The organism is Rothia amarae, assembly GCF_014705945.2.
Lineage (GTDB): Bacteria > Actinomycetota > Actinomycetes > Actinomycetales > Micrococcaceae > Rothia > Rothia amarae.
On sequence record NZ_CP061538.1, the window covers coordinates 399,739 to 415,622 of the forward strand.

General features: G+C 52.3%; 17 protein-coding genes. 9 read left to right on the forward strand and 8 right to left on the reverse strand.

From position 1 onward, the window contains the following. Positions 1-139: 139 nt before the first annotated feature. The 6 genes from IDM48_RS01930 to IDM48_RS01955 all read right to left on the reverse strand — a co-directional run bounded on the left by IDM48_RS01930 (position 140) and on the right by IDM48_RS01955 (position 5,378). Positions 140-1,159: a hypothetical protein gene (locus IDM48_RS01930; RefSeq protein WP_190617825.1), complete on the reverse strand. Its 1,020-nt coding sequence runs from the start codon at positions 1,157-1,159 to the stop codon at positions 140-142. Continuing rightward, on the reverse strand, positions 1,152-2,477 hold the full coding sequence (locus IDM48_RS01935) for a sensor histidine kinase (protein ID WP_068169306.1): 1,326 nt from the start codon (positions 2,475-2,477) through the stop codon (positions 1,152-1,154). The genes IDM48_RS01930 and IDM48_RS01935 overlap by 8 nt, the downstream gene beginning before the upstream one ends. Positions 2,478-2,596: 119 nt before the next feature. Beyond that, the gene (locus IDM48_RS01940; protein WP_151145199.1) at positions 2,597-3,310 is read right to left on the reverse strand and encodes a response regulator transcription factor; all 714 of its coding nucleotides are present in this window, start codon (positions 3,308-3,310) and stop codon (positions 2,597-2,599) included. A gap of 249 nt (positions 3,311-3,559) precedes the next feature. Next, positions 3,560-4,588, reverse strand: coding sequence for a hypothetical protein (locus tag IDM48_RS01945; RefSeq protein WP_068169301.1), 1,029 nt, complete (start codon positions 4,586-4,588; stop codon positions 3,560-3,562). 33 nt (positions 4,589-4,621) lie between these two features. Continuing rightward, on the reverse strand, positions 4,622-5,230 hold the full coding sequence (locus IDM48_RS11710) for a sugar O-acetyltransferase (RefSeq protein WP_274382299.1): 609 nt from the start codon (positions 5,228-5,230) through the stop codon (positions 4,622-4,624). 1 nt (position 5,231) lies between these two features. Then, on the reverse strand, positions 5,232-5,378 hold the full coding sequence (locus IDM48_RS01955) for a hypothetical protein (RefSeq protein ID WP_158004390.1): 147 nt from the start codon (positions 5,376-5,378) through the stop codon (positions 5,232-5,234). Positions 5,379-5,466: 88 nt separating this feature from the next. Between IDM48_RS01955 and IDM48_RS01960 the strand changes: the two genes are divergently transcribed. The 4 genes from IDM48_RS01960 to IDM48_RS01975 all read left to right on the forward strand — a co-directional run bounded on the left by IDM48_RS01960 (position 5,467) and on the right by IDM48_RS01975 (position 10,222). After that, positions 5,467-7,188, forward strand: coding sequence for a long-chain-fatty-acid--CoA ligase (locus tag IDM48_RS01960; RefSeq protein ID WP_190617827.1), 1,722 nt, complete (start codon positions 5,467-5,469; stop codon positions 7,186-7,188). Between the two features lie 290 nt (positions 7,189-7,478). Beyond that, entirely contained in the window at positions 7,479-8,342 is an 864-nt protein-coding gene (locus IDM48_RS01965) for a MetQ/NlpA family ABC transporter substrate-binding protein (RefSeq protein ID WP_145173847.1), read from the forward strand. A 120-nt stretch (positions 8,343-8,462) separates the two neighbouring features. Continuing rightward, positions 8,463-9,521, forward strand: a complete 1,059-nt coding sequence (locus IDM48_RS01970) for a methionine ABC transporter ATP-binding protein (protein ID WP_198924117.1) — start codon at positions 8,463-8,465, stop codon at positions 9,519-9,521. Continuing rightward, on the forward strand, positions 9,518-10,222 hold the full coding sequence (locus IDM48_RS01975; RefSeq protein WP_145173844.1) for a methionine ABC transporter permease: 705 nt from the start codon (positions 9,518-9,520) through the stop codon (positions 10,220-10,222). The genes IDM48_RS01970 and IDM48_RS01975 overlap by 4 nt, the downstream gene beginning before the upstream one ends. A gap of 376 nt (positions 10,223-10,598) precedes the next feature. On the opposite strand, the gene IDM48_RS01980 is transcribed toward IDM48_RS01975, so the two are convergent. Both IDM48_RS01980 and IDM48_RS01985 read right to left on the reverse strand, forming a co-directional pair. Beyond that, the gene (locus IDM48_RS01980) at positions 10,599-11,303 is read right to left on the reverse strand and encodes a hypothetical protein (protein ID WP_145173840.1); all 705 of its coding nucleotides are present in this window, start codon (positions 11,301-11,303) and stop codon (positions 10,599-10,601) included. A gap of 2 nt (positions 11,304-11,305) precedes the next feature. Beyond that, positions 11,306-12,025 (reverse strand): HAD family hydrolase, encoded by a 720-nt coding sequence (locus IDM48_RS01985; RefSeq protein WP_145173837.1) that lies wholly within the window; start codon positions 12,023-12,025, stop codon positions 11,306-11,308. Positions 12,026-12,138: 113 nt separating this feature from the next. Between IDM48_RS01985 and IDM48_RS11610 the strand changes: the two genes are divergently transcribed. The 5 genes from IDM48_RS11610 to IDM48_RS02005 all read left to right on the forward strand — a co-directional run bounded on the left by IDM48_RS11610 (position 12,139) and on the right by IDM48_RS02005 (position 15,785). Continuing rightward, positions 12,139-12,783, forward strand: coding sequence for a histidine phosphatase family protein (locus tag IDM48_RS11610; RefSeq protein WP_233125957.1), 645 nt, complete (start codon positions 12,139-12,141; stop codon positions 12,781-12,783). Positions 12,784-12,822: 39 nt separating this feature from the next. Then, entirely contained in the window at positions 12,823-13,419 is a 597-nt protein-coding gene (locus IDM48_RS11615; protein WP_233125955.1) for a histidine phosphatase family protein, read from the forward strand. Further along, complete coding sequence (locus IDM48_RS01995; protein WP_145173834.1) at positions 13,419-13,919, forward strand: VanZ family protein; 501 nt, start codon at positions 13,419-13,421, stop codon at positions 13,917-13,919. The genes IDM48_RS11615 and IDM48_RS01995 overlap by 1 nt, the downstream gene beginning before the upstream one ends. Positions 13,920-14,034: 115 nt before the next feature. Then, on the forward strand, positions 14,035-14,826 hold the full coding sequence (locus tag IDM48_RS02000; protein ID WP_068169283.1) for a DeoR/GlpR family DNA-binding transcription regulator: 792 nt from the start codon (positions 14,035-14,037) through the stop codon (positions 14,824-14,826). Continuing rightward, a complete protein-coding gene (locus tag IDM48_RS02005) occupies positions 14,823-15,785 on the forward strand; it encodes a 1-phosphofructokinase family hexose kinase (protein ID WP_068169281.1) in 963 nt (320 codons plus the stop codon). Before IDM48_RS02000 ends, IDM48_RS02005 begins: the two co-directional genes overlap by 4 nt. Positions 15,786-15,884 lie beyond the last annotated feature (99 nt).

Below are 15,884 nucleotides of genomic sequence, written 5' to 3' on the forward strand. Positions count from 1 at the left end.
CCCCCGACTCGCATTTCTCAACTACTTATAAGTCTGTCAAAAACAATAGGTTTTGTATGTCCCTATACTCGGTTACAAAGATTCTTATTATGCCTACAAAGTTCAAATACGATGAGCCAGGCTTCTTCGTGGGTGTTTCTTAGAACCTCTCAATTTCACCGGAATGCTGGGCAATTTCAACAGCAGAGGGCTCATCGTCCTCCGAATTACCGTCGTGTACCAACATAACTGCGGTGGGATCATCGGGAGGGAAGGCACGGATAGTGATGGTGCCTCCATAAGCATCATCGAGCAAATCAACTGCGCACGGGGTCAGAACCTCCACGATGTGGGGCGGCAGGGGCTCACCGCGTTCGTCCAAAATATCTACCTTGGCGCCCCGGCGTCGTGCCGCCATCGTCGCCTCAAGAATTTGTTTGTTCACAATGTGGCGACCGCGAATAGTATCTCGCAACTGAGCCTCGGTAAAACGAAATTCGTTAATCTCATCAGAGGTAACAGGTTCCCTGTTGTACGCAATCCGGTGCAGCATGTCCTCAGTAAGAGAGCGTACTTCCTGAACGCGATGCGCAGCTACGGAACTTACGCCCTCTTCATGTTCTCTGCCAAATTCTGCATGCTGGAGCAAAATGCGTGACTGCCTGGCCTTGTGAGAAGCCTGCTGAATCTGGTGTTTGAAGACATGCATGCCTCCCAGAATGGCGGTTGGAACCAAAAATTCTGCAGCGATAGAAAGAGACGAAATAAAAACGTCAAGATGCCACTTCAACACGAGCAACATGGATAGGGCAAAGAGAACCCATGGAGAAACCGCATGGTCACGCAAGATGAGGATGCTACACATCGAGAGCGAGTAGAGCAGCGGAAATAAAATACTGAGCTGGGTCAAGTTATGCGGCAGAAGAAGGAGCATCATCTGAAGCGTGACCATAGCAATCAAGAGGATTAGCGGCGTAATAAAAAATGGAAGCCGTTTGGTGTTCGTGGGAAACAGTACGAGCGTGAATGAGAGGATAATGCACGCCAAAAGAGGAACCCATGCCAATGGGGACATGAGTGCAAACTGCGAATACCAGATATAGAAACTGAACAGACCCAGGGCAAAAAATACGCCGACTCCTGTACGGAACAAGCGGTGGGAATAATACTGATTAAGCATTATCCTGCTCTCCTGGCCACTGTACGGTAACCTCAGTTCCTCGATAAGGCGCTGACTTGATGGTCACCTGACCGCCTGCCTCTTCCATCGATCGAATCATAGATACTCGCACACCCATGCGCCGCATATCCAGGTTTTTCATGTTGAACCCCTGACCGTGGTCTGTGACGGTGCAGTAGATGTATGAGACTTCATCTGCCGTTCGAGCGGTACCTGAGGGGCGACGTCGTTCGGTGCGTACGCTAATTTGGGTGGTGCGGGTGCCTGAATGCCGGGCAGAGTTCGAGACGGCCTCTGTGACGGCATGGGTAAACGCACGAGCTACCTCCGGGGGAATAGGGGAGGAAGGATTGGCTTTGGGGAAAAGTTCGACATCGTCGGAGACGAAACGTAACCGAGAGTTCCAGGGGTACACGCCGGTGGCAATTTGCTCGGTTAACTCTTGGAAGGTCACCGGCCGCATGGGCTGTACCTTGTTAGTTTCTTCTTCTAGCACTCCAATAGCACGACGGGCGAGGGCTCGGGTCCGATCGGCAATGGGGCCTTCGCTACGGCTAGCATCCAAGAGCGCCGCCATGACGTTATCGTGAACCAGCTTGTCGAACTCTTGAAGGTCCTGAGACTGATCTCTGGTTCGGGTGAGCTGTAGCTGGGCTGCGAGTGTTTCTGCATAAAACACATCAGAGCGTTCAGCGTAGATTCGAGCTACCCCAAAAACAGTTCCGAGCATGGTTGCAAGCGTGGCGAGATAGAAAACTTGAGTTCCCACCTCTGCCCATTCCACAGGCAATCCGAGAGCTAACTTGCCGCCAATAAGAGCAAACGATAAGGCGAAAGAATATCCCAGCACATTAAGGAAGATGGCTTTAAAACCGCCCATGCATAGCGGAACTATCATTCCGTAGAGCCCAATGAGCCAGCACCAAGGGTGAGCGCTGTAAGCATTGTCAGTGAGAGCAAAGGGCCAAAAGACGTATGCCCCGTATGTAATGTAAGCGGCAGGAGCAACTGATCCAGCAGAATATTCCCGTCTTAACCCCACATAAATTAGCCATGCAGCGTGGAAGAGAAAGGCTGCCACAAAAATGGTGTGCCACCACGCGAAGTTGAGGGGGTTAGTAGTGAGCGGGATAAACGCCTGGAAAAGTATCGCTACGGCAAGGAGCGAGAAAAACACTTCCATGGCGTAGATGAGACCGAAGCTAGAAGGACCAGCTAAATGTCTCTGTCCGCTAGCAAGGGGGAGGGGAAACCGCCAAGGGGTAGTTCTCAGAGACTGAGCAAGGTCTTTAGTTGCACCGGTGCGAACCTGTTCCAATAGTGGACCTCGTGAAGATTGCGGGGCGAATCAGGGGGAGAAGAGATTAACCAACATTAATCTCCAGAAGAAAAGGTGAGTTAGCTCTGAAGAGGAAGCCAACTCACCGTGTGCTGGGATTAGAAGTAACGTTCGGCGCTCTTGACGTCTTCCATCGTATCTACCAGACCGTCTTCGATGGCGCGGATACGCAAGTCAATTTTGGTGGGAGCAGGGCGGCCAACGCGAGCATACTTTTCGCGGATGCGGTCGATGTTGGTCTTTACTGCTGACTGCTTGATGCCCATGCGGCGAGCTACCTGTACCTGCGCAAAACCGGAAGCGTAGAGGCGGAGGGTTTCTTGCTCACGAGGAGAAAGATTAGCGCGGGAGAACTCATGGTCGCCATCAATTGCAGCAGCGAGCTCTTTAGTTACTACAGCTTTGCCTTCGGCAATGTTTTTAGCCTCACCTAGCGCATGCTCGAGAGGCTCAGACTTACGAACCAAGCCCAACGCACCTGACTTCAGCGCTTCACGAATCAACGCGGGGTTCTCACCGATAGAGAAAATTAGAACTTTGATGCCAGCCTGACGCAACAAATCAACGTTTTCTGAAGGGCGTGAACGGTCTTGAAGCGATAGATCAAGCAACACGACGTCGCATTCACGCTTGATTTTCCCCAGATCCGCGGAGCCGGGATCACGAGGATTGCGACCTAGCGCGACGAGCAAATCATTGACGGTAGGGGAAGCTCCAACTAGCTCTACTTCTTCAGATTTTTCTGCAACCGCACGCATGCCTTCCCGTACGACTTCGTGATCGTCAACAATTGCTACGCGTGTAACGTTCATTTTTCCCCCAAATAAGTGCACAGGCTCTGTGCGGTGTTGCTATCCATGTGTGTTGTCTATGCCAGCTATTTTATAGCGGTAAGCATGGCGCAGGTTTGTCTGTGGGAAACAATACCGCAAAATAATACCTGTAGTGCAAAAGATGATACTTTCGGATGAAACGGAATTTCTCTAGGTGAGAAAAATTGGAGAGGTAGCTCGGCACAGCTTTAAAACGACGGCTGTGGTTGCGTATTTTTCCGGGATTATTTACCTCTGTTGCTGGGACTGACGAACAATTCTGCGGTGGTAGCGCGGTCCAAAGAAAGACCCCAGAAGTGCACCTATCAGAATCAGACCAATCACCACCAAGATGCCCAAGATGTTCTGTCCGGCAGCACCGTCTAGCTGAGTTTGAAGTGCCAACTGGGGCTCGCCCGTCCCCATCAGTGAACCTGCAAAGAAAGTCATGATGGTTGCCAATAGCACCATCCCCAGATGCCACAGCCAGACGCCGAAGCCCTGCTTTGCCGGGGCAAAGCGAGCCATGCGGGCGGCGGCGTAGCCTCCACAACCGGCACTGAGAACAATCAAAATTGAGGCAATGATAAACCAGGTCCACGGAGCGCTACCTGAACCGGGTAAAAGACCGATTGCCTGAGCAAAAGCTTGGGGGAAACTCGAAAAGTTCTCTAGCCCGAAGATTTGGTTGATGAGTCTGTGGAAGAAATCGCTGAAGGTGAGTAGCGAATAGGTGACAAGCCAGCCTAAAAATGCTGGGAAGAAATGAATACGTGAATTGCGGGCTTTAGCGGCGTCCTCAGAGATACCTCTCAAGGGCATCTCGTCTTCGTAAGCCCCAGCACTTCGAGTGCGGGCGGGCGCATATGCCGGCTCAGCAGCTACCGGGCGCACTCGCGTGTCTTCGGTGGCGGGATAAGAAGCGGTTTCTGTCGAATAATCTGCAGGGGAGAGTGGCTCAGTACGATCTGCATCGCTCCACGTGGCTGCGTTAGAGGGCGAAGTTCGGCGCTTGCGCGTTGCCGAGATGTCTTCTGTAGAAGGGTTCTCGATGTCGTTGCTGTTGAGAACCTCGGTTCGGTCATCAAAATCGTTGCCAAAGTCTTGCGGTTCTGAGCGATAGGAACCGGCCGAGTAGTCATCGGCGTGAGATTCCTGAGGCGAGAGAACACGGGTGGGGTTCTCGTCAGAAAAAACTGAATCCCATTCTTCCGCAGACTGGTCTCGGGCGGCACGCTTTTTGTCGCGTTGAAAACGATAGTTAAAAGGTTCAGACATGAGTTTACTTTCCTAAGCCCCACAGAGAGGGAGTTATAGACCGAGCTCGGCAGGGTTAAATTGACCGCTGGCGGGGCGCTCATTGGGGTCAATCGTTTTAATAACTTTCGCAGGATTGCCCACGGCGACCGAATTCGCAGGAATGTCGCGGGTAACCACAGCCCCGGCACCGATCACTGAGTTTTCTCCAATGGTGACGCCGGGAAGGACGGTCACTCCTCCTCCGAACCAGACGTTATCCTCCACGGTGATGGGAAGCCCACCTTCCCAGAGGTTCTTGCGGTCTACGGGATTCAGCGGATGCGTGGGGGTGAGAAACTGGCCATTAGGGCCAGCCAAAACCCCTTTGCCGAAAGTTATGGGTGCGACGTCCAAAATTACGGTGTTGTAGTTGAAGAAGCAGCCATCGCCAATGAAAGTGTTGATGCCGTAATCAACCTGAATAGTGGGGCGAAATTCAACATCCTTGCCAATGGAACCAAAGAGCTGTTCGAGAATTTCGCGACGCTCGGAGGAACCGCTGTAGTAAACCTCGGTGTAGCGGTGAGCTAACCGAGCGGCGTTCTCGTAGAGAGCCACGCACACGGCGTCAGGCTTATATGCCTTACCGGCTATCATCAAATCAAACTGTCGTTCCGCCACGTTATCCTCCCCAGATTTTCAGCGCCACGATAATCAAAAGGCCCACCGCAATGAGGACGAGACCAGCAATGATGAGTCTTTTAATGATTTCGTGCATGACCTCGCGTATTTCTTGTTCGGTATACGGAGGCTGTTTCTTCTTAGCCATCTCCCTAGTATCGCAGGAAAAAGGGGGAAAATGGGGGCAACAAAGCAGCTTATGAACAAACCCTATGCTTCATGGCAGAATCTTATGTATGTATGAAGCCGAAAAGACCCAGCACAGTGATTCATTTCCTTTGGCACACCGCCCTTGGACGAAGAACTATAACGAGAAGACAGCTCACAACGTAGATCTCGCCGAAACTTCTATGGTCTACTTACTGGAAAAAGCGGTTCGAGAGGTTCCGCAAAAAGTTGCTCTCCAGTTTTTTGGAGCAACGACGACGTACTTCCAGCTGGGGGAAGAAGTTCGTAGGGTCGCCGAGGGCTTGCGCCAGGCAGGCGTCAACGCGGGCGACCGTGTAGCTATTATTTTGCCCAACTGCCCGCAACATGTGGCGGCGTTTTATGCTGTGTTGCGTTTGGGCGGCGTAGTAGTTGAGCATAATCCGCTCTATACCTCCACCGAACTGCGCCATATGTTCGAAGATCACCGCGCCAAGGTGGCGATTGTGTGGGACAAGGTCGCCGATAACATTACGGCTTTGCCTTCTGATGTTCGCCCACAAACCATTTTTGCGGTGAACATGATTGAGGCGATGCCGATGCATATGCGAGCGGCGCTGAAGCTTCCCTTGAAGTCTGCACGTCAATCTCGCGAAAAACTAGAGGGGTCCGCACCCGGCACAAAGCAGTGGAAGTCTCTTCTAAAATTTGCTCCGTTGGACGCGAACCATCACCGTCCAACTGCTTCCGATCTCGCCCTGCTGCTCTATACCTCGGGCACCACTGGCTCACCTAAGGGTGTGATGCTGACGCATCGAAACCTGGAGGCAAATGCCCGCATGGGCGAAGAGTGGATTCAGCCGGGGGATGATGAGGTTATTTACTCTGTGCTTCCGCTTTTCCACGCTTACGGTATGACTCTGGGGCTGAGCATCTCGATGGTTTGTCAGGCCCGTCTTGTCATCTTCCCCACGGTGGATGTTGATTTGATGCTTAAGGCAATGAAAAAGGTAATGCCAACTATTTTGCCTGCCGTGCCTCCTGTGTACCGCCGTCTTCTCGATGAGGCGGAAAGCCGCAACATTTCGCTGAAGGGAATCCGCTATGCGGTCTCTGGCGCAATGAACCTTCCCCCTGAATTGGTGAGCGAATGGGAAGAGTCCGTCGGTGGTTTCTTAGTAGAGGGCTACGGCCTCACTGAATGCGCGCCCCTGGTGGCGTGTAATCCGCTGAACGGAACACGACGTGCGGGTTCTATCGGCGTCCCGTTCCCCTCCACCGATTTGCGAATTGTGAATCCCGATACCTTAGAGGACGTTCCCTTTGGGGAAGAAGGCGAACTGTGGGTACGGGGCCCCCAGCGTTTCAAGGGATATTGGAAGCGTGAAGAAGAGACCCGTAGCTCGATCACTCCCGAAGGATGGTTACGCACCGGGGATATCGTGAAGGTTGATGAAGATTTCTTTATTTATGTGGTTGACCGCATTAAAGAAGTAATTATTACCGGGGGGTTCAACGTGTCTCCCTCTGAGGTAGAAGCGGCTTTGCGCCAACATGATTCGGTCAAGGACGCCGCCGTGGTGGGTCTTCCTCGCAAGGGCGGGGGAGAAACCGTGGTGGCAGCAGTTATTCCCACTGAGGGGTATGCCATCGACCAGGAAGAGTTACGTGAGCACTGCTATGGTCGTCTCACTCGCTATAAGGTTCCCCGCAAGGTCTTTGAAGTCGAGGATTTGCCGCGCTCTATGCTGGGAAAGACCCTGCGACGCGAAGTGCGCAAGCAACTGGAGGAGAAATACGGTGAGCAGTAAATATTTGCTCTGACCAGGTTATTTATCGTTTATGACGTAAAAATGAAGCCCCGAAAACCGCGTGTTTTCGAGGCTTCATTTATATTACGATTTGTTACGATGTGAAGAAGTGTGCTGTCAAAAAAAGTAGAAAAAGCCTCAGACATCGCACCACATCCTAAGACGTGTTTGAATTAGAGAAGTTCTTTTAGATACCTTGAAGAACCGCCACTTCGACAGCATTTCAGTGCATCGTGCCGTTCGCTTCAGACGTGGTCGCTTCACACATTCCAACAGAAAGATTCATAGCCGTGAAGAAATTTGTTGCCACTTTGGCTCTCGTACCCCTAGCTTTCGGTCTTGCAGCATGCGGCTCCAGTGATTCGGCATCAGGCGACTCTGAGACCGTAAAAATCGGCATCGTTGGCCGCGATCCCGTCAATGACAAGCTCAAAGAAGTTGCTGAGAAAGACGGCATCGATATTGAGTATCAAGAATTCACTGACTACTCCCAGCCCAACCCCGCGCTGAAGTCCGGTGATATCGATATGAACTGGTTCCAGCACATCGCCTATCTCTCGGATTACAACGTGAACGCAGACGATAATCTCAACATTGTTGGTCCCACCGTTATCTACCCCATGGCCCTGTTCTCCAAGAAGCACGATTCCTTGGACCAGATTCCTCAGGGTGGCGAAATTGCAATCCCTAACGACACCGTAAACGAAGCCCGCGCTTTGCAGCTCCTTGAAGCTAACAAGTTGGTTACCTTCAAATCTGATACCGATCGTCCCACCATTGACGACGTCGACACCGACAAATCCAAGGTGAAGGTTACCGCTGTTGACGCAACTCAGACCGTGGTTTCCATGGAATCCGTAGATGGCTCGGTCATCAACAACGACTTCCTGAAGGACGCCGGACTGAACCCCAAGGACGCCTTGGCTCAGGATGATCCCTCCAACGATTACGCGAAGCCTTACGTCAACCTCTTCGTTTCTCAGGATGAAGACAAAGACAACGAAACCTACAAAAAGGTTGTAGAGCTCTTCCACAGCTCTGAGGTTCAGGAAGTTGTTCAGGAGGAAACCGCCGGTACTGCTGTTGAGGTAAAGACCGACGTTTCTGAGCTCCGCTCAACTCTTGCAGATGCAGAAGAATCACTGCGCAAGTAATAAATTTTGATGGCAAAGAGCGGTAACTACTGCGGCATTGTTCTCACAGCGCCCTGGATGGTTATCGCTCTTATGCCGTTTATCTAGCAAAATCCACCACACCAACGCGAAAGAGTGTTTATGAGCGTAGCTTCAACACCGGCTCCCCAAGCCAGCGAAGACATGGTTGTCATTGAGAACGTAAGCAAAGTTTTCAAGAGCGGTAAAGAGAACCTCACCGCCGTTGACAACGTGTCGCTGACCGTCCGCCGGGGCGAAATCTTTGCCATCATCGGTTATTCCGGTGCGGGAAAATCGACCTTGGTTCGCCTCATTAACGGTCTAGAGAGCGTCTCAGAAGGCACTCTGACTGTGGCAGGGCACCGTATTTCCGGGCAGAAAGAATCGGCGCTACGGGAAGCTCGCCAGAATATCGGCATGATCTTCCAGCAGTTCAATCTGATGAATTCTCGTACCATCGCGGGCAACATTGAATTTCCCTTGAAAGTTGCGGGCTGGGATAAGGCTAAACGTCGTGCTCGTGTTCAGGAGATGCTCGAATTCGTCGGTCTTGGAGATCGAGCGAAGTATTACCCTGACCAGCTCTCGGGCGGTCAGAAGCAGCGTGTAGGCATTGCCCGTGCGTTGGCGACGTCACCGTCCTTGTTGCTGGCAGATGAGTCCACCTCAGCTCTTGACCCTGAAACTACCCAGGAAGTTTTGGGGCTTTTGAAGAAGGTCAATGACGAACTGGGCATTACCGTGGTTGTTATTACCCACGAGATGGATGTGGTTTCCTCTATCGCTGACCGTGTGGCAGTGATGGAAAAGGGCAAAGTCGTGGAGATGGGCAACGTTTATGACGTTTTCTCGAATCCACAGACCGACGTTGCGCGCCGTTTCGTATCCACCACCGTCAAGCAGGCTCCTAACGCTTTTGAAGCGGCTGAGTTGAAGCGCCGCCACCGTGGTTATCTGGTTAATATTGAAATCACCGAAGGTAATACGGGAATTGGCAAGGTACTTTCTTACCTGGGCAACCGTGGGGTGCATTTCAATATCGTGCAGGGTGGCTTGGAAACTCTTCAGGGCAAGAGCTACGGCAATCTGACCCTTGAATTGCTGGGCGATATCACCAGTTTGGACGCCGTAGTGGCTGAACTTGCCACCGTAACCACCGTGAAGGAGGTTCGCTCATGAGCTTAAATGTTGCATCGGGCAAACTAGTTGCTGCGAACACCGTGGATTGGAACGAATTTATCCCCGATAAACTTGTTCCCGCCATTTTCGACACCGTTTACATGGTTTCTGTAACCATGGTGATTGCCGGCTTATTGGGCTTGGTAATTGGTGCGCTTTTGTACACCACGCGGCAGGGCAACATTTTGCAGAACCGCCCGGTAAATATTTTCTTGAATCTATTGGTGAACTTTGTTCGCCCCATTCCTTTCATCATTTTGTTGGCGGCTTTGGGACCGTTGACGTCGATGGTCGTTGGTACTCGCTTGGGTGTTAACGCGGCGATTTTTGCGATGTGTTTTGCTGCAACTTTCGCTATTGCTCGTATTGTTGAGCAGAATATGGTCTCTATTGACCCGGGCGTGATTGAGGCTGCTCGCGCTATGGGCGCTTCTAAGTTGCGGATTCTATTTACCGTGATGATTCCCGAGGCTCTTGGTCCGCTGATTTTGGGTTACACCTTCTTGATTATTGGTGTGGTCGATATGTCGGCTATGGCTGGCTATGTTGGCGGCGGCGGTCTGGGTAAGGTCGCGTTGGTTGATGGCTATCAGCGTTTCAACGATTTGATTACTTGGGCAGTTGTTCTTGTGATTATTGTGATGGTTCAGCTGATTCAGCTCATTGGTAACGTTCTGGCTCGCAAGGTTCTGAGGCGATGAGCTTGCCGGTTCCGAGCGTGCGAGGAATTAAGAGGCAAGCGAATTGGTTGCTACGAGCGTAGCGAGTGCCGTGCCGGTTCCGAGCGTGCGAGGAATTAAGAGGCAAGCGAATTGGTTGCTACGAGCGTAGCGAGTGCCGTGCCGGTTCCGAGCGTGCGAATGAAGCAAAATTTTCCGAGCGTGCGAGGAGTATAAAATTTTGCGGAATCAGCTGAGGTGACGAGGCTGGTAAGAGGCAAGCGAATTGGTTGCTACGAGCGTAGCGAGTGCCGTGCCGGTTCCGAGCGTGTAGATGAGAAACCGCGCCGTCCTGTTTATTCAGAGCGGCGCGGTTTTTTGTATTGATTGAGGCTTATTAAGTCTCGCTAATTACTATTTAGCGGTCTTTGCCGGTTATCCAGGAGGAGTCGTAGAAGTCGTCGTCGCGGCGTTTATTGCGGTCGATATCGCGTTGGAGTTGTTGCTGTGCGTAGTCGGTGGGGCGAACGAGGGAGTCGTCGTTATCTTCGGGGGTGTAGATAGCGAGTGAGAGCAGTCCGTAGAGAAGCGCGGCGGTTAGCAAGCACAGCATGGTGATTTCGTTGAGCATCAGGACGTGTGTGCGCAATACAATCGGGTCTTTACCTGCATCCAGTTCAGGGATGATGGTGAAGCTGGCGATTGCGCAGAGAATTCCCGCAATGACGAGTGAATGGGGAAGCCAGAACCACTTGGCTTTCTTGTTTTTACGTAAGGGGCCTTGTCCATGAACTCGGAGGGAAGGGAAAAGACGGCGACGTACCGCAATCAATAATCCCAGCCCGGCGAGAACGACAACCCCACACGTCAAAGCAAGCAACTCGTTTCCTGCAATCATGCAAATGAGAGCGAGGAGTACGCCGAAGAGGAGAAGTGTGAAGCTCAGACCGGTTGCCATACGAGTGCGTGCCCGAACGGCGTCCTGCTCAGGGAGGCGGTATCCGGGCTCGCCTGCTTGGGGTTCTGGTTCCTGCCAGAATTGCCGGTAGTGTTCGAGCTCTTCTTCGCTCATGTCTTCGAAGCGAAGTCCGAATTGGGGCGAACCGTTCTGTCCTTCTGACATAGTTACTCCTGGTGTGCTTTGAGCTGGTCTATCCAGGTGTCAATAGTGGCGAGGAACTGGGGGTCAGTAAATGAATCGAAGTATCCGCGACCCTCGGGTGCGTTCTCCTGGTCGTGGGTAAAGATGAAAGTAACTGCACCTGAGTCCCGTGCGGCTTGGGAGCCAGCGGCTGAATCTTCTACGGTAAAGGTTCGTGCGGGGTCCCCGCCCAGCCGGCGGATTGCCTCGGTGTACATATCGGGGGCAGGTTTGGGGCTCTCGACGTCATTGGCGCCTACCCAAGTGGTGAGGAACTCACGGTGGCCAAATTTCGTGAGCTTACGGGTGAGTAACTCTGATGATGAGTTGGATGCCACGGCAACGGGCATCACTGCAGAAAGTTTCTTGATGAGATCGAGGGCTCCGGGGATGGTGGTTACTCCACGCTCGATAATGTTGGCTTCACTCTCGTGGACGTCATGTTCAACCTTGGCGCGAAATTGTTGCTTTTCGTCGTCGGAGGCAGCGGAGAGATCGGTCAGTTCAACGATGGCATCTACTAGGTCGGATGCCGCTGACCCCACCAGGCGTTGGCGAATTTCAGCGGTAGGGGTCACGCTATATTTTGCGAATATTTCTTCTTGGATGTCACCCCACACTGTCTCAGAATCGAGAAGGACGCCGTCGCAATCGAAGACGGCGCAGGTGGGGAACCACTGGGTATCAACTGAAGAAGAAAACATGGTTCTATTCTTTCACGATTGCATAGTTGCTGCCGGGGAATGAGGGCGTTATCTCAGCCTGCTTCGGGATAATCTCCTGGGAAGAGAAGGGAGTGGTTTGCGATAATAGGGGAATGACTTCTACCGAAAATGCTTCTTTGACCACTGATCAGACTGCCCGAGTAGTGCTTATTCGGCACGGACAAACGGACTGGAATTTTGAGCATAGGTTCCAGGGTCAGGTTGATATTCCTCTGAACGAAACCGGTCGGGAACAAGCTGGGGAAGCTGCTGAAAACTTGCTGGCATTGGCCGCAGCAGAGCAAGAGAATCAGCCTGATTTTCGATGGGATGCAGTGCTTACATCCCCTTTATCGCGTGCCTTTCAGACGGGTGAGATTATTGCTCATGCGCTAGGGCTAGAGGTGTCTAAAACCTACGATGGCATGCAGGAACGTTCGTTCGGTGAAGCTGAGGGTGTGGTGGTTACCCCCGAAATATGGGGTGATTTAGAAGCTCGTTTTAACGGTATCGAGCCGTTGGAAGATCTGCGGGAACGAGGCATTGCAGCATTGAACGTTGCTCTATCTGAACACCGGGGAAAGAACGTAATTATCGTGGCTCACGGTCTGTGGATAGCCCAGGTGATGGAGGAACTTACGGGTGAAGACATGGTTCTTCCCGTTAACGGTGCTATCACCGAGTTGCCTCTAGAACTTTTGGAACACCGTTCTACAGACTTCTCTTCAACAGAGTCTCCCTCCTCGCAAGCTATTTAATATTCCCTCCCCGAACCACTGATTGATAAAGGAGAACCAATGACTACCGAGCATTTGGACCTTTCAGGATCCCTTACTCTTATCCGCCACGGTCAGACCGCTTGGAATAAGCAACATTTGATGCAGGGGTCTTCGGATATCCCTCTCAATGAGGTCGGACGTGCGCAGGCGGTGGAAATTGGCCAGCGTCTGCGAGAGCTCAACCTGGGATTTGAAGTGCTGGTGGCGTCTCCTCTTTCCCGTGCGTTGGAGACAGCACAGATTGTGGGAAAGGAACTGGGGCTAGAAGTCTCTGAAACTTTTGAGGGGCTCATTGAGCGGCACTATGGGGAAGCCGAGGGACTGGACATTTCTGTAGAGGCGCGGGCCGAACCCGATGCTTTTTATGAGGGCGTGGAATCCGAGCGTTCGGTCTACGTGCGCGGGGTGAAGACTTTGCAGGATGTCGTCCGCCAGTATCCCGGTCAGCGCATCATTGCGGTATCCCACGGTTCGCTGATTCGTCGGGTGCTCAGTGCTGCTCACGGTAAAGAATGGGCCACTCCGGTGCCCAATGCTCAGCCTTTAGAAATTCCTTTGGAGGGTCTGTTTGCCTGGAGTGAAGAGAATGAACCCTTGCTGACTGGAAAGAAGTAATGTTTACTCCTGTTCATCTCACTTCTAATCCTTTGCGGGCTCGTGGCGGTTATGAAAAGTGGCGCCTGGCGGGGTACATGCTCCTGGGCGTATATATTGTGGCGGTCGGTTTAGTCGTCTTTTGGCCAGTACACGTGGACGATAATCCCAGCGGTGAGTTGGTGAAAACCTTTTTGAGAACGGGGCACAATCAAGGCTGGCTACCTCTTTGGTTCTCGTATAAAACCGTCGAGTGGCTCTCTAATGTGCTGATGTTTACTCCCGGTGGTTTTCTTTTGACCCTACTTCTGAGAAATCGCACGCGACGATGGGTGCCTCTATTGGCGCTGGCTACTACCGCCTGCATCGAGTTCACTCAATTATGGATGCCCGGGCGCACCAGTTCGCTGTGGGATATTGTGGCAAATACCTTAGGCGGAACCTTGGGATGGGCTGCTGCTCTTGCGATTCTGTGGGGAATCTACCGCTCTAAAAAGCTGAAAGATTCTGCTTCGTTATAAATTACTGCGTGGGATAAAAGCCAATTTACATTGACGAAACAACATAAACCCACATAAAATCAAGGCGCAAGGTTGTATGCAATTCCATCCCCCACTGTGTTAGGTGATGTTCTTTATGTTCGCAGAGGAACGCCGCGCCGAGATCGCTAAATTAGTAGCATCCGCGCGAAGAGTGAACGGTGCCGAATTGGCCCGCCGCTATGAAGTGACGATGGAAACTGTACGACGCGACCTCGCTGCCCTTGAGGCAGAGGGCAAACTACGCCGTGTTCATGGCGGCGCCGTCACTGTAGAGCAGTCAACATCAGTTGAATCGTCTATTGCTCTCCGCCAGAGCCTCAACACTCCTGAAAAACAGCGCATTGCTATGCAAGCCTATGAGCTGTTGCTTGATGCAGATGCGGGCGCTGTGGTGCTGGATGCTGGAACCACTATTGAAATTTTGGCTGACCGAATTGCCTCGGAGAACTTCAGTCTCAAATCTGGTGCAGATCGCCTCATTATTACTCATGCGCTTCACATCGCCGTGAAGTTAGCTGAAGCTGAGGGTATTGTTCTGGATCTAGTGGGCGGACAGGTTCGAAAAATGACGTGGGCTGCCATCGGCGCTCAGACCGCAGAACATTTCTCCACTATCCGCCCTGATATTGCTTTCATAGGCGTGAACGGATTGGACGCAGAGTTCGGTCTAAGCACTCCTGGTTTGAGCGAGGCAATAGTTAAGACGGCGATTGTTAAGTCGGCGCGTCGTGTAGTTCTTCTGTGCGATTCGGCAAAGTTTGGTAAGGAATCACTGATTCGTTTTGCCGGCTTGGAAGACGTCGACACATTAATCACTGATAAGGCACCCGAGGGAGACCTCGCGGCTGCGCTTGAAGAATCCAATGTAGAGGTTGTAATCGTATGATTGTCACGCTAACCGCTAACCCCAGCTTAGATCGCACGGTGGAGCTCCCTTCAGAACTGAAGCGGGGAACCGTGATGCGCGCTGAACGAACTGCCCAGGATTCTGGTGGTAAAGGCGTCAATATCGCCCGCGCATTGAAGGTTTCTGGCTTTGATACCGTGGCGGTTTTGCCCGGTGATAACGAAGACCCCGTGTTGATGGGGTTGAAAGAAGAGGGCGTTGAATATACCAACATGCCCACTGGGGCGGCTATCCGCTCTAACATCACCGTGGTAGAGCCCGATGGAACGACCACTAAGCTCAACGCCCCGGGTGAACCTCTCAATGGGGCAGCTCAACAGGAACTTACCCGCTTGCTTATTCAGGAAACTCATGACGCTTCCTGGCTGGTTTTGGCAGGGTCGCTGCCTCCCGGCGTCCAGAGCGATTACTACTCGGTGGTAGGTCGTGCTATCCGCGAAGCATTGGGAGAAAAAGCTCCTTTGATTGCCGTGGATACCTCAGGTCACGCTTTGCGGGATGCCGTGAACGGGCAGGATGGAATGCCCAACCTCATCAAGCCCAACTCCGAAGAACTCGCTGAACTGGTGGGACGCCCCGATGAGTGGGAAGAGCTTGAGGGGAATATCGAACTCACCGCACGCACAGCTAAGGAACTAGTAGAGCGTGGAATTGATACCGTGTTAGCTACCCTTGGCGGTGAAGGAGCGGTACTTGTGACCCGCGATGGCGCATGGCATGCTAAGCACGAACCGGTGCAGGTTCGAAGCACCGTTGGCGCCGGAGATTGCTCCCTGGCTGGCTACCTCATTGCCCATGAGCAGGGTAAATCCGTGGAGGAATGCCTAGCACAAGCTGTTGCCCACGGGTCAGCTGCGGCGTCTTTGGCAGGTACCCAGGTGCCCACCCTTGCCCAGACCGCACCGGATAAAGTGACTATCACTCCGGTTTCACTCTAGATTTCGCCTATCGCACATGCGGTGCATTTGTTCGTCAACGATAGGGGACCGCTCGAGGGCGGTTTACGAACTGCGAATGTACCTTTTATTTGAGGAGAA